At 46.5% G+C, this 19,415-nt stretch carries 22 protein-coding genes, 1 pseudogene and 1 other annotated feature; all 23 genes and pseudogenes read right to left on the reverse strand.

Annotation, left to right across the window (positions count from 1 at the left end; all coding sequences use genetic code 11):
• Nucleotides 1-246: 246 nt before the first annotated feature.
• The gene (locus L693_RS0117575; protein ID WP_025718671.1) at nucleotides 247-1,908 is read right to left on the reverse strand and encodes a LysM peptidoglycan-binding domain-containing protein; all 1,662 of its coding nucleotides are present in this window, start codon (nucleotides 1,906-1,908) and stop codon (nucleotides 247-249) included.
• 158 nt (nucleotides 1,909-2,066) lie between these two features.
• Nucleotides 2,067-2,951, reverse strand: a complete 885-nt coding sequence (gene ilvE, locus L693_RS0117580; RefSeq protein WP_025718672.1) for a branched-chain-amino-acid transaminase — start codon at nucleotides 2,949-2,951, stop codon at nucleotides 2,067-2,069.
• A gap of 17 nt (nucleotides 2,952-2,968) precedes the next feature.
• Nucleotides 2,969-3,868: a prephenate dehydratase gene (gene pheA, locus L693_RS0117585; RefSeq protein ID WP_025718673.1), complete on the reverse strand. Its 900-nt coding sequence runs from the start codon at nucleotides 3,866-3,868 to the stop codon at nucleotides 2,969-2,971.
• On the reverse strand, nucleotides 3,865-4,833 hold the full coding sequence (thrB, locus tag L693_RS0117590; protein WP_025718674.1) for a homoserine kinase: 969 nt from the start codon (nucleotides 4,831-4,833) through the stop codon (nucleotides 3,865-3,867). Before thrB ends, pheA begins: the two co-directional genes overlap by 4 nt.
• 27 nt (nucleotides 4,834-4,860) lie before the next feature.
• Nucleotides 4,861-6,147 carry a homoserine dehydrogenase gene (locus L693_RS0117595; protein WP_025718675.1) on the reverse strand — a complete coding sequence of 429 codons (1,287 nt, stop codon included), beginning with the start codon at nucleotides 6,145-6,147 and terminating at the stop codon, nucleotides 4,861-4,863.
• A 46-nt stretch (nucleotides 6,148-6,193) separates the two neighbouring features.
• The gene (locus L693_RS0117600) at nucleotides 6,194-6,631 is read right to left on the reverse strand and encodes an ACT domain-containing protein (RefSeq protein WP_025718676.1); all 438 of its coding nucleotides are present in this window, start codon (nucleotides 6,629-6,631) and stop codon (nucleotides 6,194-6,196) included.
• Between the two features lie 154 nt (nucleotides 6,632-6,785).
• Nucleotides 6,786-8,096 carry a GTPase ObgE gene (gene obgE / locus L693_RS0117605; RefSeq protein WP_025718677.1) on the reverse strand — a complete coding sequence of 437 codons (1,311 nt, stop codon included), beginning with the start codon at nucleotides 8,094-8,096 and terminating at the stop codon, nucleotides 6,786-6,788.
• Between the two features lie 13 nt (nucleotides 8,097-8,109).
• The gene (locus tag L693_RS0117610; protein ID WP_025718679.1) at nucleotides 8,110-8,847 is read right to left on the reverse strand and encodes a Spo0B domain-containing protein; all 738 of its coding nucleotides are present in this window, start codon (nucleotides 8,845-8,847) and stop codon (nucleotides 8,110-8,112) included.
• Between the two features lie 146 nt (nucleotides 8,848-8,993).
• The gene (rpmA, locus tag L693_RS0117615) at nucleotides 8,994-9,311 is read right to left on the reverse strand and encodes a 50S ribosomal protein L27 (protein ID WP_049825205.1); all 318 of its coding nucleotides are present in this window, start codon (nucleotides 9,309-9,311) and stop codon (nucleotides 8,994-8,996) included.
• Between the two features lie 5 nt (nucleotides 9,312-9,316).
• The gene (locus L693_RS0117620) at nucleotides 9,317-9,655 is read right to left on the reverse strand and encodes a ribosomal-processing cysteine protease Prp (RefSeq protein ID WP_025718682.1); all 339 of its coding nucleotides are present in this window, start codon (nucleotides 9,653-9,655) and stop codon (nucleotides 9,317-9,319) included.
• Between the two features lie 13 nt (nucleotides 9,656-9,668).
• Entirely contained in the window at nucleotides 9,669-9,980 is a 312-nt protein-coding gene (gene rplU / locus L693_RS0117625) for a 50S ribosomal protein L21 (protein ID WP_013372663.1), read from the reverse strand.
• 13 nt (nucleotides 9,981-9,993) lie between these two features.
• Nucleotides 9,994-10,081 (reverse strand) — a sequence feature (ribosomal protein L21 leader region).
• 99 nt (nucleotides 10,082-10,180) lie between these two features.
• Nucleotides 10,181-11,365: an Rne/Rng family ribonuclease gene (locus L693_RS0117630; protein ID WP_025718684.1), complete on the reverse strand. Its 1,185-nt coding sequence runs from the start codon at nucleotides 11,363-11,365 to the stop codon at nucleotides 10,181-10,183.
• 49 nt (nucleotides 11,366-11,414) lie between these two features.
• The gene (locus L693_RS0117635) at nucleotides 11,415-12,293 is read right to left on the reverse strand and encodes a M50 family metallopeptidase (protein WP_025718686.1); all 879 of its coding nucleotides are present in this window, start codon (nucleotides 12,291-12,293) and stop codon (nucleotides 11,415-11,417) included.
• Nucleotides 12,286-13,131, reverse strand: a complete 846-nt coding sequence (locus L693_RS0117640) for a M23 family metallopeptidase (RefSeq protein ID WP_025718688.1) — start codon at nucleotides 13,129-13,131, stop codon at nucleotides 12,286-12,288. Before L693_RS0117640 ends, L693_RS0117635 begins: the two co-directional genes overlap by 8 nt.
• A 326-nt stretch (nucleotides 13,132-13,457) precedes the next feature.
• Nucleotides 13,458-14,255: a septum site-determining protein MinD gene (gene minD / locus L693_RS0117645; protein ID WP_025718690.1), complete on the reverse strand. Its 798-nt coding sequence runs from the start codon at nucleotides 14,253-14,255 to the stop codon at nucleotides 13,458-13,460.
• A 3-nt stretch (nucleotides 14,256-14,258) separates the two neighbouring features.
• Entirely contained in the window at nucleotides 14,259-14,921 is a 663-nt protein-coding gene (minC, locus tag L693_RS0117650; RefSeq protein WP_025718692.1) for a septum site-determining protein MinC, read from the reverse strand.
• Between the two features lie 82 nt (nucleotides 14,922-15,003).
• A complete protein-coding gene (gene mreD, locus L693_RS0117655; protein ID WP_025718694.1) occupies nucleotides 15,004-15,534 on the reverse strand; it encodes a rod shape-determining protein MreD in 531 nt (176 codons plus the stop codon).
• A complete protein-coding gene (gene mreC / locus L693_RS0117660; RefSeq protein ID WP_025718696.1) occupies nucleotides 15,534-16,352 on the reverse strand; it encodes a rod shape-determining protein MreC in 819 nt (272 codons plus the stop codon). The genes mreD and mreC overlap by 1 nt, the downstream gene beginning before the upstream one ends.
• 55 nt (nucleotides 16,353-16,407) lie before the next feature.
• Nucleotides 16,408-17,442, reverse strand: a complete 1,035-nt coding sequence (locus L693_RS0117665) for a rod shape-determining protein (RefSeq protein WP_025718698.1) — start codon at nucleotides 17,440-17,442, stop codon at nucleotides 16,408-16,410.
• 105 nt (nucleotides 17,443-17,547) lie between these two features.
• Nucleotides 17,548-18,240, reverse strand: a complete 693-nt coding sequence (radC, locus tag L693_RS0117670) for a RadC family protein (RefSeq protein WP_025718700.1) — start codon at nucleotides 18,238-18,240, stop codon at nucleotides 17,548-17,550.
• A 13-nt stretch (nucleotides 18,241-18,253) separates the two neighbouring features.
• Complete coding sequence (locus L693_RS0117675; RefSeq protein WP_025718702.1) at nucleotides 18,254-18,862, reverse strand: Maf family protein; 609 nt, start codon at nucleotides 18,860-18,862, stop codon at nucleotides 18,254-18,256.
• Nucleotides 18,863-18,884: 22 nt separating this feature from the next.
• Nucleotides 18,885-19,127: a DUF4321 domain-containing protein gene (locus L693_RS0117680; protein WP_025718703.1), complete on the reverse strand. Its 243-nt coding sequence runs from the start codon at nucleotides 19,125-19,127 to the stop codon at nucleotides 18,885-18,887.
• 121 nt (nucleotides 19,128-19,248) lie between these two features.
• Nucleotides 19,249-19,415 (reverse strand): annotated as a pseudogene (locus tag L693_RS32150) (SPOR domain-containing protein); the annotation flags it as partial.

Consider the following 19,415-nt stretch of genomic DNA (forward strand, 5'->3'; position numbering starts at 1 on the left):
ATATCATGTTTTTCAAATCTTTGCAACACTTTTTTTGAGAAAGTTTTTAAAGCATTTTGCTTTGTTTGTGCTGCTTACCATCTCGTAAAAGACAGCTATAAGAATATACCATATAAACATACTATTTAGCAATACCTTTTTTTTGTTTTTTTCATATCAACAATTAATTGAATTTAAATAAAGAGACCATCATTCTCTATAAGCAGAATAATAGTCTCAATAATGTTCACTTTTATTTAGTTTTTATCAGTCCTTAATCCATGGATTTTTACGCGATCTGCTACTATAGGATGAAGAACGAGATTTAGCTGTTGTCGGCTTGCGACTTTTCCGATTCGTTAAAGTATCATTAATTCCCGAAACCTTAGCTTTAATTTTTTCTTCTTTGGCTGTACCGCTAGAGGCTACTTTTGTTTTTCCTTTGCGCGCTTTACCATCTTTTGGTTTGGAGGAAGAAGCAACTTCATTTTGGGATGCAATAGTCAGATTGTTAACATTCTCCTGCACTCCCTGGAATGTTGGTGCAGCCCCCGCGTTCCCCTCCCTGCAACCATAGTCCGGCATAAACATGTAGGGTGTCGTATATCCCTCTAGTGGATACACAGGTGTATTCCCATGTGCAAATGGATGATAGGGAGAATTCGCTGACTGTTGTCCTTGTAATTGGCTATAGTCGGACACGTATCCACCCGCAGGCAAACCATATTGAGGTCCTCCTCCCCATGTATGCCCCCACTGACTACCCATGACTGTACTCTCAGGATGTTGCTGTGGGTAGCTTTGATGCATAAATGGGGGATAGACAGGATAGGGCGTATTTTCAGACGCTTCATGACTCAGATAGTATCCGGGGGGGCAGCAATCTGAATAAGCAGGATAAGGTGTTTGATGGACGTTTATAGGCCCTGTCTGCATAGCCCCCCAACTCCACGGATGCTCACAGTCATGATGATAGCCCTGATCAGGAGCTACAGAGGGAGAGGTATGTTCTGCAAAGGAAGTATTTACAGGCGCATTCCCCCAAGGTTGAGGGGACCCAATGCCCGGATACCATGAGTTTGGCATTGTATTTATTTGTGGGCTGTAATCAAACGCCGGCTGCTGCACTGGCCATGGAGAATTTACCATCGACTCCGAGCTTGTGCAACCACAAAACTTTTCAGTTATGGGCTGTTTTTCCACATATACTGGAAGCTGTGGCTTGGGTACAACCGGTTGGTTAACTATGGGCTGCATCTGAGGCGGAGCCGGTTGGTTAACTATGGGCTGTATCTGAGGTGGAGCTGGTTGGTTAACTATGGGCTGTATTTGAGGTGGAGCTGGATTGACGGGTGCCATGGGTACTTCAGGTAGTTTTAACTCTGGAAGCTTAGGAGGATTCTCTGTTTCTTTCGGCTGCGTCATCTGTTCTTTAGGACTAGGCATATTTTCCGATTCAGCCTGGTTCGACTCCTCTTTAGGCTGGGTAAGCTCTTGCTTGGTTGGAGACTCGGTAGGAGACTCAGACTTAGGCTGTGTCATCTCTGGTTTGACTGCGGTATTTTTTTTATTCTCGACAGGATCAGAGGAATCTTCTTTGTAGTGTGGGATATTAACCGTTTCCCCGACCAATAAAGCATTGGGGTTTTTAAGCTGGGAATTGGCGTCAATAATTAGTTTAAGCGGTACATTCCAGGCCTTGGACAACTTCCACAAGGTATCTCCTTGCTTAACCTTGTGCTGATAGACCGTTGACGGTTGTGTTTCCATCGCAACAGGATCTGTCGGAATTTTGATTTTCTCGCCAATGCTTAACTGATTAGGATCAGCTAATTGGGGATTGGCAGCAATAACTTTCTCCAGTGCCACATTATACTTCTGCGCCAGCAAGTACAGGGTGTCACCTTTTTTAACGATGTGTATTTTCACAGGTCACAAACCTCCTACTTTCGTTCGGGCGTGATGAACGCCCGGCTTCTGTTATTACATCCTATGCACCTCCCGGGCGAATGACCCCATACAAACAAAAAAATCCTTTCAACCGAACACTCTCGCGAGCATTCTGTCAAAAGGATTCACCGTTTATTCTAGTCCTGCCACACTTTATAGCCGTCCTGATCCACGATTTTCCGGAACTCGGCCAGCAGCTCCAGAGTCACTGGACCCGCAACACCGGAACCAATCGTACGGCCATCCACTTCATACGCTGCAATAACTTCCGCTGCAGTTCCTGTAAAAAAGACCTCATCCGCCACATATACATCATGCAATGTAAAAGGTTGCTCTTTGAGTGTATATCCAAGCTCGGCACACAAATCAATGATAGCATTACGAGTAATCCCCTCAAGTGCCCCCAAATAGCAAGGAGGTGTATAGAGTACTCCGTTTTTGACAATGAAAATGTTGTCCGCGGAGCCTTCTGTCACATAACCTTGAGAATTGAGCATAATAGCCTCGCCTACACCAGCATAATTAGATTGAATCTTCACCAGGATATTGTTGAGATAGTTCAACGATTTTATCTTCGGATTCAAAGCATCCGGGATGTTACGACGCTGGGAGACAGAGATCGTTTTCAGACCAGTCAAGTAAGCTTCCTCCGGGTAAATGGCGAGCTGCTCCACGATAATGATGATACTTGCCTTCGCACAACGAAGAGGATCAAGACCTAAATTTCCCGCACCACGAGATACAATTAAACGAATATATCCGTTACGCATTTCGTTGAGACGAATCGTTTCAGCCATCGCTTCCAGCATTTCATCCTTAGACAACGGGATGTTTAACTGAATGGATTTCGCAGAATCATATAGACGGTCCAAGTGCTCTTTGCACTTAAAAATATTGCCGTTATAGATACGAATTCCTTCGAATATACCATCTCCGTACAAGAAACCATGATCATATACGGAAACCTTTGCGTTTTCCTTCGTTACATGCTGCCCGTCCAAGTAAATCCATTGTTCTGCCATTAGAACCACACCTCCGATTATTGTTCCTTTACAACAGGTTCGATCGTTGCTTCAACGTACTTGTAGCTTGGATAGGAGCCGAGAATACGTACCTGGCATCCCAAAGCCTCAATCTCTGCAAAGGCTGCCGGAAGCAAAATCGAATGCAGAGATTCCAAAATTTCAATGTAAAAATAATAATTTCCTAATTGCTTTTTTGTTGGACGCGATTCGATACGGGACAGATTCAATCTGCGCCACGCAAACGTGGATAACACTTGATGCAGTGCTCCTGGAAAATCCTGCGGCGGAGTAACCAAAATACTGGTCCGCTGTCCATCAGGGTTACGCGGGAGACTGATAGGTTGATGGCCGATCAGGACAAAACGGGTAAAGTTGTTGTCGTGATCCGTCACTTTACTAGCCAAAATATCCAATCCGTGTTTGACAGCCGCAAGCTTGGTTCCGAGAGCTGTCCAGCCCTTACCAGGGTTATGCCTAACCATTTCGACGGCTTCCGCCGTACTTCCTGCACTCTCCAAATCAGCTTGAGGAGCGGAAGCCTGTATGAACTTCTTACACTGGGGAAGGGCTACGGGATGAGACATAATTTTGACTATTTTGCTCAAATCCAGCTCGCCCCGGTCATTGGTAAATTCACTACGATGTCCAATAAGGTTTTGAATGGAAGGATATACCCATTCCGCTTGCATCTGAATGTCCACCTCATGTACAAGCCAGTCCATGTGTAAGCTTACAGAGCCATCAATCGTATTCTCAATGGGAATTACACTATAGTCCGCTTTCCCCTTGTCTACTGCCTGAAACACGTCTGCTATGTGCTTATAAAATAATAATTCACAGGGCGTATCTCCTAGCAAATACTTAATCGCCTCATGAGAAACGGTCCCCTCAGGAAGAAGTGCAATTCGTTTCATTTCGTAAGCTCCCCTTTTATCATATCCATAAAAGGAAGTGTATTCCCTTCCGTATATACTTTAACGCCTTCACTCTCCGGACGCAATTTTAACACAAAGGCATTGATGCCCTGTTTACTCATCGTATCCGTTAAATACTGTTCCAGCTCTGCCTTCCGATTTTCCCGCCGATCAGTCAACGCCAGAAGTGTCGGTCCAGCCCCGCTGAGAGCCACGCCAAGGGCACCATGATGATGCGCATTCTGCAGGATCTCTGTCATACCCGGTACAAGCGCTGCGCGGTAAGGCTGATGAAGCCGATCACTCATGGCTTCAGCGATCAACTCTGTTCGGCCCGATGCCAATGCCGCTACAAGCATCGAAGCATGACTTACATTGTATACCGCATCCTGCAAGGATACACGCTCGGGCAGCACCTCTCTGGCCTTAGACGTAGACAATTGAAACTCTGGAATGACTACCGTAACCTCCAGATTGGCATCCGGCTCAATCCGCAAGTGCTTGGCATGCCTACCATCCCACACGGCAGTAATAATACCACCAAACAGAGAGGCTCCGACATTGTCTGGATGCTTTTCAATAGCGCTTGCCATGTCAAACAGCTTGGAATCCGACAAAGGCGAGCCAATCAGCGTATTGGCGGCCACGAGAGCGCCTATAATGGCCGAAGCACTACTGCCCAAACCACGGGTAAGCGGAATATCGGAGTACATCGAAATATCCAGCTCAGGAACAGCTACGCCAGCTTCCTGAAAAACCATTTGTGCTACCTTGAAAATCAGATTTGTTTTATCTTGCGGAACCCCATTCATTTCATCTCCATACAGATGAAAGGCCGTCTGTTCTGCCTCTTTCAATTCAATCCATGCATATAAGGACAACGCCATGCCCAATGTATCAAAACCGGGGCCCAAGTTGGCGGTACTCGCAGGCACACGCACCCTTGCAGTTTTCAAAACGGTCATACGGATGATTCCTCCTGCTTTTATTGACTATCCTTCTACCCGATATACACTCTTGATGCGACGGATCACATCCAAAGTTTCAAAATGCTCCAGCACCTTTTTCATACTCGCTTTACTGGCCAAATGAGTCACAATAATAATTTCAGCATCGGGATTAACCTCATTCGGTTGCTGCACGACAGAGGCCAGACTGACGTTGAATTCAGCAAATACCTGCGTAATCCGTGCCAACACCCCGGCTTTATCATCCACATGCAAAAGCACGAAATTTTTGAAATACACATCTTCGTCATTGCTGATTTTTTTGGGATTGTAAGGCACGATTGCTTTAAGCCCATTCACGCCGAGTTTGAGGTTTTTCACAACCGCTACCAGATCAGCCACAACCGATGTAGCCGTTGGCATTTCGCCTGCACCCGCCCCATAAAACATGGTTTCACCCACTGCTTCACCATGCACATACACTGCGTTGAATACCCCATTCACCGAAGCCAATGGATGCTGCTTGCGAACCATTGTCGGCTGAACGTTGATCGTAAATTCATCGCCCTGACGCTCTGCAATGCCAAGCAATTTCATTTCATATCCAAGTTTTTTGGCAAAAGCGATATCCTCACTCGTTACCTTCGAAATACCGCTGACGCTCACATCCTTGAGCTCTACATTGGAACGGAATCCAAGCGTACCCAGAATAGCCATTTTACGGGCTGCATCCAGCCCCTCCACATCTGAGGTCGGATCAGATTCTGCATATCCAAGCTCCTGCGCTTCCTGAAGGACCTCCTCGTACGAGGCTCCCTCCTGACTCATTTTAGTTAAAATGAAGTTTGTCGTACCGTTCACAATTCCCATAATACGGGTAATGCGGTCGGAGGAAAAGCCTTCAATTAACGTACGAATGATCGGAATCCCGCCTGCTACACTGGCTTCATAAAAAATATCACATTGCTTTTCCTGTGCCTTAGCCAATACTTCAGAGCCATGCAAAGCCATTAAGTCCTTATTTGCTGTTACGATATGCTTGCCTCGCTCCAGCGCTTCCAGAATGTACTCCTTGGTCTGACCAACGCCGCCCATGACTTCGATAATGACATCAATGTCAGGATCCCGAATGACTTCCCATGGGTCCTCAGTAAGCTTAGCGCCGTCCACTTCAATGGAGCGATATTTGTCTATATTTTTTACAGCTATTTTTTCAATAATGATAGGTGAACCAACTTGCCTGCTCAAATCTTCCTGATTTCCTTCTACGATTCGAACAACTCCCGTTCCTACCGTACCTAAACCCAACAATCCTACTTTGACCGGTTTCATCCATTCCCCTCCTGCTAACTTTATCTAATGGGCTGTACGGCCCTTGTTAACCTTGCCCGATCAGGCGGACACGTTTGACGCCAGAGATGGTCTCCAATCCTTCTAGCAAAACACCTAGCTCTTCACTCAGTCTGGGCATTTCTACCGAGATAACTACGTTGGCTCTGCCTTGCAGCGGAATGCTCTGCTGAATAGTCAGCACATTGCCTCCGTAATCTGCCACCCTTCCAAGCACTCTGGACAACATGCCGGATTGATGTTCCAAATCAATGGAAATATTGACAATTCGCTCACGCTCCAGCTGGTTAACCAAATGAATGCCGTCTTTATATTTATAAAAGGCGCTTCGACTTAGCCCAACTTGCTCCACGGCGTCATGCACGGTTTTTACATCTCCTGAAGCCAGCAGCATTTTAACCTGTATAGTTTTAACTATAGCTTCAGGCAAAATATCTTCCCGTACCAAGTAATAGCGCTCTTTCACGAACGTCCTCTCCTTAAAGACTTATGTTTTTGTATAGAGGACATTATATCGAAACTAGTGAAAATCAGCAAGCTAACTTTACAAAAAAAGGCTACTGCCATCTATAGGGTTCTCTATAGCGCAGTAGCCATTAATCTCAACCATTATTCTATTCCTAGTAGTAGCTGCTGCCTTCTACGAATTCGAACTCGAAATCAGCAATGCGTACAGATGTACCATCTGTGGCACCACGTTTACGCAGCTCGGCATCCACACCCATATGGCGCAGCGTTCTTGCCAATTTTAAAATGGCATCATGCGAATTCAACTGCATGCGCTTCATCATGCGCTCAATTTTGGGGCTGTGCACTACGAATGTGTCGTTCTCACGCACAATCGTAAAGCCTTCGTCTTCTGCCGTATCCAGCTTAAATACCTTACGCTCATTAACTTCTGCTACTTCCTCAACGACCGGCTCGTCCGGTATTTGATCCAGCAAATCAGCGGCCCGATAGAGCAGTTCTTTGACACCTTGGCGTGTCAGTGAAGAGATGGGCATAATTTCCAGATCTGGGCGTACAGAAGCGATCTGTTCTTTGAATTGTGCGAGTTTTTCTTCCGCTTCCGGCATATCCATTTTATTCGCTGCCACAATTTGTGGACGTTCCTCCAGGGCAGCATTATATTGCTTTAATTCGTCGTTAATTTTAGTCCAATCCTCAAACGGATCACGCCCTTCAGAGCCTGCCATATCCACAACATGGATAATTATGCGTGTTCGCTCAATGTGCCGCAGAAATTCATGTCCCAGCCCAACACCTTCATGGGCTCCTTCAATTAGTCCAGGCAGATCAGCCATCACAAAGGTACGATGATCGCCCACATCCACGACCCCCAAATTCGGGGTAATCGTTGTAAAGTGGTATGCGCCAATCTTTGGTTTGGCAGAGGATACAACTGACAGCAATGTGGATTTCCCTACACTAGGGAAACCGACCAGACCCACGTCTGCCATTACTTTTAGCTCGAGGGTAATATAACGCTCTTGTCCCTCTGCACCATTTTCAGCCAGCTCAGGTGCTGGATTACTAGGCGTAGCAAAACGAATGTTCCCGCGTCCTCCGCGTCCTCCTTTAGCTACGACAACCTGCTGCCCATGGCGCGTCATATCTGCCAATACTTCACCCGTATCATCATCTATGATAACCGTTCCCGGTGGTATCCGTACGATCATGTGCTCCGCGTTAGCTCCGTGTTGGGCTTTGTTACGACCCTTCACCCCACGCTGGGCTTTAAAATGTCGTTGATATCGAAAATCTATCAACGTACGCAACCCTTCATCTACACGGAAAATCACATCTCCACCGTTCCCTCCATCACCACCACCTGGGCCACCCTCAGGAACGTATTTCTCACGGCGAAACGCAATTAAGCCGTCTCCACCATCTCCACCTTTAACAAAAATCTTCGCTTTATCTACAAACATGGTTACACCTTCCTTATGTCTGGCACTCCATCCGAATTTGAAGCATTTCGCCTGTAGGGAGCTTCTCCGTTCGAATGCGTTCACTTCCGTGTATGGGTTTGACCTGCTTTAATAAATTCGTATCGGCAGGTATATCACTTCCTTCAAAGCGGACAATAACATCCTTCTGATCCATACCGAAAAAAAGTGTCAATCTGCGCACTTCTCCCCAGGACGACCGGCCGCCACCATATTGATACGCACGCACCGTTTCTATGACGGCCGAGGCAAGCGACTCGCCGTCTTCGGGAGACATGACAGCGTCCAACTTTAACTGCTCCTCCACCTGTACTGACAACTGTAAGTTTCCAGCGTTTACGCGAAAAGACTGCAAATAAAATACCAGTGAAGGAATACCCAGCTTGGATATTTTACTGTCCTCTGCCACGCGCTCTTTTATTGTTTCCACATAAGCAGCTGATTTATCATGCTTATTCATACGAATATAACCATAAAGCACCTGTAAGTCATTCATCCAGTCATGCCGATGATGGTTAAGCGTTGCGATAGCTGTACGCTCCAAGGAACGCAAAGCAGCTTTCCGCTCATACTCAGCCTGTCTACGTGTATACCACATGCCAAAGCAAGCGGCAACAACAGACCACAAAGCTAATATGATAATCGTTAAACCTTCAGGATAGAGCAGTGAAAAAACCAAAGGAATCAGAATGGAACCCAACGCCAAATAAGGCGCTCTTATCCGCTGGAACATGGCTTCTCTCCGTTCTGCCATAATTAAATGGATTATTGAAAAACCTTAATCCAGTATAGCACAGACTGACTTTCCAGTTCATTACCATCATGCAAAAAAGCCTCCGACAAAAGTGCCGGAGGCTTTTCAGCGTGTCTAAGCCGCTATTAAGCTTCTACAGTAGCTGCTACTGGAGCAGTGTCGATCGGGTAGATGCTCACCTTTTTGCGATCACGGCCCCAACGTTCGAACTTCACAACGCCGTCCACTTTCGCGAATAGAGTGTCGTCCTTACCGATGCCCACATTCGTACCCGGATGAATTTTCGTTCCGCGTTGACGAACCAGGATGCTACCGCCGGTAACTGCTTGACCGTCAGCACGTTTCACGCCAAGACGTTTCGATCTGCTATCACGTCCGTTTTTCGTGGAACCTACACCTTTTTTCGATGCGAATAATTGAAGATCCAATGTCAATTTCAACATGATGTCTACCTCCTTCTTTGTTTATTTTCTATTTGAAGATACTTACCATATGATTCAGCAATACTTGTCAGCATAATCACCATGGACTCCAGCAACAGTTGAACCTGTGCATTCGCAACATCATGATTTTCAGGGGGAAAATACGCGCTCAAAAAGCCGTTTTCCATTTCTGTTTCCATTTCAGCATCCGTAAGAGCTCCAATCGAATTGACGGTTCCTACAGTTACCGCTGAAACGCCAGCACATACAATATCCTCGCCAGACTTGGCGTAATTCGCATGGCCTTTAATAGAAAATCCCTGTATGCTGCCATCCTCCAGTCGTGTAATGCGCACGATAATCACTTATCGCACCCTCTTACGCTTGGATTTTTTCAATCGTCACTTTCGTGTACGGTTGACGATGACCTTGCTTCACATGGTAGTTCTTTTTAGGTTTGTATTTGTATACAACGACCTTTTGACCTTGACCATGCTTCTCAACTTTAGCTGTTACAGAAGCTCCGGAAAGAAGCGGTGTACCTGCTGTCAAGCCATTGTCGCCAGACACTGCCAGAACACGGTCGAACGTTACAGTTTCACCATCATTAGCTTCCAACTTCTCGATGAACAATACGTCGCCCTCTTGAACTTTGTATTGCTTACCACCTGTTTCGATAATTGCGTACATTTGCTTGCACCTCCTTATGTCTCAGACTCGCCTAATAGCAGGTGGCAGATTCCCTTGGGATACTGCACTTCAGTACCTGATTGGAGCGGTTACAGCATGTGCAGCCAATCTTACGCATCACACATACCAAATGATTGTAGCACAAGCTTCGTCCACATTCAACCTTTAATTTTGATATGGTTATGATTTGCCGGATTGTTCTACATCAGCGTCTTTTCCTCACGCACCTTTTTACGGGTCATTTCCAGTAGCCCTAATCGCGTCCAGCCCACAACATAAGATTTGGTCCGATCCTTCTTCAGCCTGGCCTCCAGTACAGAGGATACTTCCCGACGGTTCTCCTCTTGCTCCATGTCAATAAAATCAATAATGATAATGCCACCAATATCGCGTACTCGCACTAGCCGGGCAATCTCTTCGGCTGCTTCAATGTTAGTCCGGGTCACTGTCTCTTCCAAATTATTGCCGCCCGTAAACTTTCCGGTATTCACATCAATAACGGTCAATGCCTCGGTGTGATCAATAACAATGTATCCGCCGCCCTGGAGCCATACCTTTCGTGCAAAATCACGTTCCAACTGCTCGTTAATACCATAGGCATTAAATATCGTTTCTTCTGCACTACGGAATATACTCACATGAGCTTTCGCCGGACCAATCTGTTGCAGCATGATTTCTGCATCCTTTGCTTGCTCCTCACTGTCAATGACCAGTTCATCCTGCTCTGGTGTAAACACATCCCGAATCAAGCGTTGAACGATGCTCAAATCCCTGTGTAATTCACATGGAGCGGAGCATTCACCAGCTTTACGCCGAATAAGCGCCCACTGCTGACGTAGCTGGTTCAGATCATTTTCAATCGCCTCTATACTCATTTCCTCCGAAACGGTCCGGATAATAATCCCTTCCTCACCCGTGCGCAGTTGCTCCCCCATTGCTTTCAAACGGGCACGTTCTCCCTCACGCTCTATTTTCTTGGATACAGCCACATAGTCGGCGCGGGGCATGTATACGATCCAACGACCCGGAAGCGAAAAATGAGTTGTCACTCTGGCCCCCTTGCTCCCAACAGCCTCTTTTAATACCTGTACTACAATTTCCTGACCCACCTTTAACAGTTCAGAAATGGACGGCTTTACCTGCGGCTGCTTGTCCAAATGAGGATGAAGAACGTCATCCACATATAGAAAGGCATTCTTTCGTTGTCCAATGTCAACAAAAGCGGCTTGCATACCCGGCAGGACATTGACTACCCTTGCTTTGAAAAAGGAACCTAAAATCCCCCGTTTTCGTGGCAGCTCAGCCGCATATTCAACTAATCGTCCCTCTTCCAACAGCGCCATTTGTGTCATCTGCTGCTGACACTGTACAATCATTTGCTTCATGGTTTTTCAACCTCTCTGAATACAGCCTCTTGCTTAACTCTTAAAGCATTTATTTGGGCTTGGGTTCCTCGCCATCTGGCGGACGTGCCGCAAAATAAGAGCGAATAAGGCGCTGCTCCGGCAGCACGGCTACAATCCGCCCTTGTTCATTCATCACGTAAACCATATGATACCGATCTCTTCTAAAAAGACGCAAAACAGGCTCCAAATGTTTCACTGGCAAGGATACAATAGGTAAAGCAATACTTCCCTTAGCTGCTTCACGGTAAAAAAGCTCGTCCCTCCCCAGCAAAAATCGTATAAAACGATAAGGGATATTACGATAATCCACAATATTAGAATAAAGCAAAAAAATCCCTACCGCCAGCAGATTTAAATGCACAGATCCATTTTGTCTTAACAGTGGAGAGATTCCAAAGATGCAAAATAGCAAGCTCGTCACGATACTGGCCCGAAAAGTCCACACTAATGTACGGTGATAAGAAAGAAACAAGCTGATCAGCGACTGTAGTATTTTCCCACCATCTAGCGGTAAAATCGGTAGCAAATTGAACAGTGCAATAACTGCATTTCCCTGAATGACATAATTTACATAATCATGCTCAACCCCGTTCACATTTTTGAGACATAAAAGGATGATGATCATGATTCCATTTTGCAGGGGACCAGCCAACGCTATGACGATTTCCTTCCACGCACTGAGCTTGCCCTGATCTTCAATGACCGCCACTCCTCCAAAGGGTAGCATCTGTATGGAGAGCACTCGCGCGCCAAGCAATGAAGCGGCTACCGCATGACCTAGCTCATGGATAAGCACTAGTGTAAACAGGGTTATGATCTCAATAAAATGCCCAGTCAACACAGAGGTCAGCATGACCAGCACAAATAGTGGATGCAGTGATAAGGTCACACCCCGGACATTAATCAAGAGCTACCACTTCCGTTGGATCAATATACTGATCCCCCCTCTGCACTGCAAAAAACAGAGTCACCGCCTCATCGGCGCTACGGCTTGCTGGGAGTACACCGACCTCATCCCCCTCCTGAACCCAGTCGTTCACCTTTAAGGTAGAGCGGGAAATCCTTCCGTATGTTGCTGTAATACCACCCGTGTGACGAATTGTAATTGTAATCCCACTTTTGGGATGATTCGAAATGTCCAATACACGTCCTGCATCTATACTTTTAACAGCGACAGCCCCATTGTTGGTAACACTCGGTGTAATTTCCACCCCTTTGAGACTTAGTGCAAACGGCTGTGTTACATCACCTTCAATCGGCGGAGAGGCCTTTCGCCCCGCATTCACCTTGTGCGCTTCAGTCTCTTCGCCAAAAATCGGCAAAAAGGAAGGGGCTCCGTCAAAATAAGCTCCATACCATTGTCTGGCGGCTGCAAAATCCATATCCTTCTTCAAGGAATCTGCGATAAACATTCTCAAATTCACCGCATAGGGAATATCCCAGTGAAACAATCCCCATACCATTCCAAATAATACAGTTGCCATTACTGTTCTGCGCCAAAAAGAAGTCCAAAAAGACGGACGACGATTCTCTCCGAAAGATTGATGCCAGCGTTGCCGTTCGTTTTTCCACTCGGTTTCCGGGTCCCTGGGCAGATTTGCACTGATTACGGGCATTGGCTTCATTTCTCTATTCCCGAACCTGTCCTGATATACACCAGAGGAATGTGGTTTGGATTGCCCTCCCGCGATTAGCTGCTGTATACGTTCTTCTCTGCGCTGCTTGATTCCGGAATTTTTATTCATCCTGTTCAGCCCCCTCAGCGAGGTATGTTTGATACATCTTATGAGGACGGGCTTCAACTTATGTTGTTCAGTTCGGGATTACGCTGCCGAAAAATCAAAAAAACCGGCGTAAATCCACCGGATACATGGGCATATGAAGGATAGCAAGATAAAGCAAAGACACTTAAATAAGATTAATCACTTATTTAAGTGTCCAGCAAATAAAAAGATAGCATGGCTTTAAAAAGCCTGAAAATCTTCGCCATGCCTTTCACTACATCCTCTACCTTAGGAAAACAGTGAAGGGGACACGCGGAGCGTCTCCCAACTAAAACTCATGGTTTTACTCATCCACCCATACCAAAAAATTTCTTAAAGCGTGTCATTACGCTTTTCTTTTGATCCATCTGCATGAGGGGCACCGTATCGCCCAAAATCCGTCTCGCAATGTTGCGGTAGGCAATCGCTGCTTGTGAATCTGGATTCATGACAGTAGGTTCCCCTGTATTGGCTGCTTTGATGACCATTTCATCATCAGGAACGATCCCAATGAGGTCTATGCTAAGCACTTGTAAAATCCCATCAATATCCAGCATATCCCCAGATTTAACCATGCTGTTGCGAATACGGTTAACCACCAGCTTGGGTGAAGTCACATGTGAACTTTCCAGCAAACCAATGACCCGGTCAGCATCGCGTACGGCAGCATTTTCCGGGGTAGTTACAACAATGGCCTGATCCGCCCCGGCAATGGCATTTTTGAAGCCTTGCTCAATACCCGCAGGGCAGTCAATCAATATATATTCAAAATCCTTTTTAAGCTCCAAAATAATATCCTTAACCTGCTCAGGCGTAACAGCACTCTTGTCCTTAGTTTGAGCGGCAGGCAGCATGTACAGCTCCTCAAAGCGCTTATCCTTGACCAAAGCCTGATTTAAACGGCAACGACCTTCGGCTACATCAACCAGATCATAAATAATCCGATTTTCCAGACCCATTACCACGTCCAGATTACGCAAACCGATATCGGTATCCACCAGGCACACCTTTTTGCCGAGCAGTGCAAGCGCTGTTCCTATATTGGCTGACGTCGTCGTTTTACCGACGCCGCCTTTTCCTGAAGTGACGACGATAGCCTCTCCCATGTGCTACACCCCTTTGAACACGTTAAAATCGCGGCCCAGACGCACGATATTGCTCATTTTATCTATTTGCATAGCGCCATCCTTGAGATACGCAAATTCCATGCCGGATTCACGTGTCTCCCATTCGTCTGGTGGACGGCTGATCATTTCGGAAATTCGCAGTTGTGTCGGTGCAAAATAGGAGGCCGCGATAATCGCTTCGCTGTTTCCCTTCATGCCTGCGTGCGCCATGCCCCGTAGAGCACCAAGGACATAGATATCACCAGTACATGTTATAATTCCGCCCGGGTTTACATCTCCTAAAAAAAGTAGATTTCCGTTATGATGAAGCACTTGACCTGACCGGATAATCCCTGTCACCGTGTGAGTAGGGGGCTTTCCCTGCACTTCGGCAGGTAGCCCGAGCGATTCTATAGAACGTATAAGCAGATTCCCCTTCTGCCTCAAAATCTCCAGAATACTTTCCTTCTGTTCCTCTGTCACTTCCCGGCTTCCCAGCTTAATATCCACATGAATGATTGGGCCTGTTAAAATATTCTGATGACTGTGCTCCAGCTTAAAACGCAGCTCACCTAGCAAATCCTCAAACTCGCATTGATCGTCCAGCAGGAATACCAGGCCGTCTTTGATGCCTTTAATCGTGACATGATTCGATTTCACTGCCATTAGCCTGTCCCTCCTATTTCAATCATTTCGTCCCCGGGACGTCAAATCCCTGCTAACCCGGACAAAATGTGTGAAAAAAGACCTAGACAGCTTCTTCTTTTTTCACACGGGTACCCAAACGCTGCAATTGCTTGCGCACGGGGACATAAATAATGAGGGCAAACAGAAAATGGATAAACAAATCAGGAATCATATACTGTGCTAGCGCCCAGTCGAAAGTCTGATGGTTCAGCTGGAACAGCTGATCAATGGCAAAAAGCATAGAGTCCAGCAGAAAACTTCCAATCAACACAACTGCCATCATAATGGGCATCGGTGCACGTCTGGCTGTAAAAGCAAGCCCCAATAAGTATGCAGACAACCCCATTGCAAAAGAGTAAGGCCCAATGATAAACCCGTAATAGACCACATCATGAATAAGTCCAAATACAATCCCCAGCACTAATGCGGTATGGCGGCTGTAATAAACAGATACAAACAAAATTACGACATATACGAGATTAGGCACCATCCTTGAATGCCAGCTATCGGGAAGAAGCCACGGAAGAATCGTTCCTTCGGCTATAAACAACACAAACAGCAGCAGTATTAAGACCTGACCGCGCATCTTCATTATTCCGGTACCTCAGGAGTGTACAAAACGAACAGTTCCTTCCAATCCACAAAGCTGGCTGCCGGTTTAATAATCGCTGTCCGTGTTTGACCAAACTCCCCAACCTGAATTTTTTCAACTGTACCAATCTGCAGGTTCTTACGGAATTTCCCGCCTCCACCAGACGTAATAATCTGATCGCCCTTGGCAATGGGATCATCTTCCGAAATTTTCGTCATTTGAAACGTATTGGTAACAGGATCATAGCTTTCTACCATGCCAAATGTTTTTTCTTTCCCTAGTGCAGTAGCAGCGATTGCATAAGAGTTTGGATTTTTAGGGTCCAAAGTAGTCAGTAACGTCACTGTAGAGGTGAAATTAGCGGTTCTGCTAATAACTCCTACAAAGCCTTCCATAGATCTTACTTCCTGGCCGACTCGCGCTCCATCCTTTTCCCCAATATCGATGACGAGTGTTTTGGAATCATTGCTGACACTGTTCACTTGAGCAACACGCCAATCATAATTGTCTTTCGCCATTTGCTCCTTAGTAAACTTCAATTCTTCCTTATATCTAGCATTAGTCTCTTTAAGATTGCGGGTCTGAATCTGCTCGGTAGTTAGTTGTGCCACTGCAATTTTCAAACGTTCGTTTTCTTTATAGATGCTTCGCATATTTCCGATATCTTCAAAGAAGCCCGCTATTGCTGAAGCGGGCCTGTAAAAGATACCTTGCACAAAGCCAATTGAATCTCTGGCGAACTTCTCTGGCCAGGTTAAGGAACTTCTCTGTCCAAGTGTAATCCCCATAAGGGCAATAAACAGAACGATTCCGATCAATAGAATAAATAGTCTTTTATTGCCAAACAGCTTAAACAGTTCCTACACCCCCGATTCAACGTTTGGAACGGACGGCAGAACTGCTCCGCGATTTGAACAAATGGATATTTTCAAGTGCTCTGCCCGTACCAATCGCTACACAGTCCAGAGGATTTTCCGCTACGATCACCGGCATTCCGGTTTCACCCGCCAAGAGCTTGTCCAGGTTACGCAAAAGTGCTCCACCGCCAGTCAGTACAATTCCTCTGTCCATGATGTCTGCCGCTAACTCGGGAGGACATTTTTCCAGGGTTACTTTGACCGCATCCACAATCGCATTCACTGTATCCGACAACGCTTCGCTAATTTCATCGGAAGTAATCGTAATTGTCTTCGGCAAACCTGTCACCAGGTCGCGTCCACGGATTTCCGATGTCTCCACCTGCTCTAATGGCATAGCAGAACCAACTTCCATTTTCAGCTGCTCTGAAGTCCGCTCACCAATCATCAGGTTATATAGACGCTTCACGTACTGGATGATGGACTCATCCATTTCATCACCAGCCACACGCACGGAACGACTTGTTACAATCCCGCCCAAGGAAATGACTGCAACCTCGGTTGTACCTCCACCGATATCGACAACCATACTGCCCGTAGGCTCCCATACAGGAAGATCAGCGCCAATTGCCGCTGCAAACGGCTCCTCAATCGTGTACGCCTCTCTCGCGCCTGCTTGCTTCGTCGCATCTTCAACCGCACGCTGCTCCACCGCAGTAATGCCTGAAGGCACGCAAACCATCACGTTTGGATGACGTGGAAACAAAGAACGTTGGGCTTGCGCCTGACGAATAAAATATTTGATCATCGTGGCTGTCGTATCAAAATCAGCAATGACGCCATCCTTCATCGGACGAATCGCACGGATATTCCCAGGTGTGCGACCAATCATTTTTTTCGCGGATTCACCCACAGCCTCAATGGTTTTTGTATCTGTACGCAAAGCGACTACAGATGGTTCACGAACCACAATTCCTTTTCCTCTTACGTATACCAGCGTATTTGCCGTCCCCAAGTCAATTCCCAAATCTTTTGTAAAGCCACCCAGCATGATGTAATCTCCTTTTCTCTTCCCTGAAATCTGTTATCCATGTATAAACGGTTTATTCAGGCCGGCCTAGCCGGTCGTATTTAAATGTTTGATTTAAATATTATATTATATCAGACCTTGCTCCTTCAAACTTACAAAGGTCCCGTCCCCGATCACAATATGATCGAGCACGTCGATACCCACAATGTTGCCCGCATCCATCAGGCGGCGGGTCAACTGGACATCCTCCGGGCTTGGCTTCGGATCACCGCTCGGATGGTTATGAGCACAAATAATCGAAGCACTACTGCATTTGATTGCCGCCCGAAACACTTCACGAGGATGCACGATGGCGGAATTCAGGCTGCCCATTGATAGTGTTTCCTGGGCAATGACATGATTTTTAGTATTTAGGAACAAGCATACAAAATGCTCTTTCTGCAAATAACGAAGCTGCTCAAACAGCAGATCTGCCACATCCCGCGGGCAGCTGATCACGGGGGTCTCCAAATGGCGGGACAATGCTAATCTGCGCCCCAGTTCAATACCCGCTTTTAGCTGTATCGCTTTAGCATTTCCAATGCCCTTAATCTGGGTCAGCTCGCTCAGACTCATATCCACCAGTTGACGCAAATTCCCCGCCTGCTGCAAAATACGCTGCGCTAAATGCACCGACGACTCATTTTGTGTTCCTGTACGCAGCAATATTGCCAGCAACTCCGCGTTGCTCAAGGCATCCGCCCCATATGTCATCATGCGCTCTCTTGGTCGTTCTTCATGGGGGAGGTCGCGAAGCATCGGTATTGGCGACTCTAACATATGTTTATCCCCTTTAAGGACGCAGCACATCCACTCCAAAATCGGACAGCATGTCCGACAGCAGGGAAAGCGGCAATCCTACGACGTTAAAATAACAACCCTGAATCGATTCCACCAGCGTAGCACCCATACCCTGAATGCCATATGCTCCTGCCTTGTCAGACGGCTCACCTGTATTCACATACGCCACTATTTGCTCATGGCTCAGAGGTTTCATTGTAACCTCCGTTTGGCGATGTCTGACAAGCGTTTTGCCGGTTACGGTATGTATGCAGGTCACCCCAGTGTACACAAGGTGTGTTCTTCCCTGCAATACAGTCAGCATACGAACCGCGTCCGCATGGTCAGCAGGTTTGCCCAATACCAAACCATCCAGCACGACAATGGTATCACTCCCAATCACCAGTCCAGCTTCTTCGGACTGAGCGGCAACGTTTACGACCGCTTCAGCTTTACGTGCCGCAAGGGTCTCCACAATTTGCTGAGGCGTCCAGCTCTCAGGCGTGCTCTCATCCGCATGACTCGGCATCACCTCAAAGGGGAGTCTCAAAAATGCGAGCAATTCCTTCCTTCTCGGTGAAGTCGATGCCAGAATAATGCGGGGTGTAATTTTCCCGTCCATAAGGGAAGCTCCTTTTCATCAGTTAGAGCCTGCGATACAGCCAGAACGCGGCGATGATGCCGATCAGACTGAGCAGGCTCAATTCAAAATTTATCGTTATGTTGTAACTGATAATATCCAGATCCGCTCTCGGCGACCAGGATATCGTAGTGGGGTGGGTCAGAAAGGAAAGGACTTTGATCGATTGAAGGGCCTTGGCAATCCATGCGCCCAAAAGCCAACCGAGCAACAAAAACAATATAAGCATTCCTACATTTTTTTTCATCCTGATCTTCCCTCGCCATTTTTTGACACCTTCATTATTATACGGTGATTTGTACTGCAATACAAACAGAAATCCGGCATGGGGAACTATTTCCAGTTCCCTGCCGGAAAATATGGTTAGTCTATTGTTTTATGAATTGGATAAATTCATTCTCACGCAAAACATATTCCATCATGGAGGATTGAATCTCCCAAATGTGCTCCTTGGCTGTGTTCTTGTTATATTCTCCAAGTGCAGAGACTGCACTGTTCATCGCCTTTTCCAGCGAAGCCACAGAGGCAGGCGCCT

This window comes from Paenibacillus sp. 1-18 (genome assembly GCF_000520755.1).
Taxonomy (GTDB): Bacteria; Bacillota; Bacilli; order Paenibacillales; family Paenibacillaceae; genus Paenibacillus; species Paenibacillus brasilensis.

Bases quoted from the DNA above. Each gene is read 5' to 3' on its own strand.
- ilvE (WP_025718672.1), bottom strand. From the start codon at position 2,951: ATGGCAGAACAATGGATTTACTTGGACGGGCAGCATGTAACGAAGGAA.
- pheA (WP_025718673.1), bottom strand. From the start codon at position 3,868: ATGAAACGAATTGCACTTCTTCCTGAGGGGACCGTTTCTCATGAGGCG.
- thrB (WP_025718674.1), bottom strand. From the start codon at position 4,833: ATGACCGTTTTGAAAACTGCAAGGGTGCGTGTGCCTGCGAGTACCGCC.
- L693_RS0117595 (WP_025718675.1), bottom strand. From the start codon at position 6,147: ATGAAACCGGTCAAAGTAGGATTGTTGGGTTTAGGTACGGTAGGAACG.
- obgE (WP_025718677.1), bottom strand. From the start codon at position 8,096: ATGTTTGTAGATAAAGCGAAGATTTTTGTTAAAGGTGGAGATGGTGGA.
- L693_RS0117610 (WP_025718679.1), bottom strand. From the start codon at position 8,847: ATGTTCCAGCGGATAAGAGCGCCTTATTTGGCGTTGGGTTCCATTCTG.
- rpmA (WP_049825205.1), bottom strand. From the start codon at position 9,311: ATGTTGAAATTGACATTGGATCTTCAATTATTCGCATCGAAAAAAGGT.
- rplU (WP_013372663.1), bottom strand. From the start codon at position 9,980: ATGTACGCAATTATCGAAACAGGTGGTAAGCAATACAAAGTTCAAGAG.
- L693_RS0117630 (WP_025718684.1), bottom strand. From the start codon at position 11,365: ATGAAGCAAATGATTGTACAGTGTCAGCAGCAGATGACACAAATGGCG.
- L693_RS0117640 (WP_025718688.1), bottom strand. From the start codon at position 13,131: ATGAATAAAAATTCCGGAATCAAGCAGCGCAGAGAAGAACGTATACAG.
- minD (WP_025718690.1), bottom strand. From the start codon at position 14,255: ATGGGAGAGGCTATCGTCGTCACTTCAGGAAAAGGCGGCGTCGGTAAA.
- minC (WP_025718692.1), bottom strand. From the start codon at position 14,921: ATGGCAGTGAAATCGAATCATGTCACGATTAAAGGCATCAAAGACGGC.
- mreD (WP_025718694.1), bottom strand. From the start codon at position 15,534: ATGAAGATGCGCGGTCAGGTCTTAATACTGCTGCTGTTTGTGTTGTTT.
- L693_RS0117665 (WP_025718698.1), bottom strand. From the start codon at position 17,442: ATGCTGGGTGGCTTTACAAAAGATTTGGGAATTGACTTGGGGACGGCA.
- radC (WP_025718700.1), bottom strand. From the start codon at position 18,240: ATGTTAGAGTCGCCAATACCGATGCTTCGCGACCTCCCCCATGAAGAA.
- L693_RS0117675 (WP_025718702.1), bottom strand. From the start codon at position 18,862: ATGGACGGGAAAATTACACCCCGCATTATTCTGGCATCGACTTCACCG.
- L693_RS0117680 (WP_025718703.1), bottom strand. From the start codon at position 19,127: ATGAAAAAAAATGTAGGAATGCTTATATTGTTTTTGTTGCTCGGTTGG.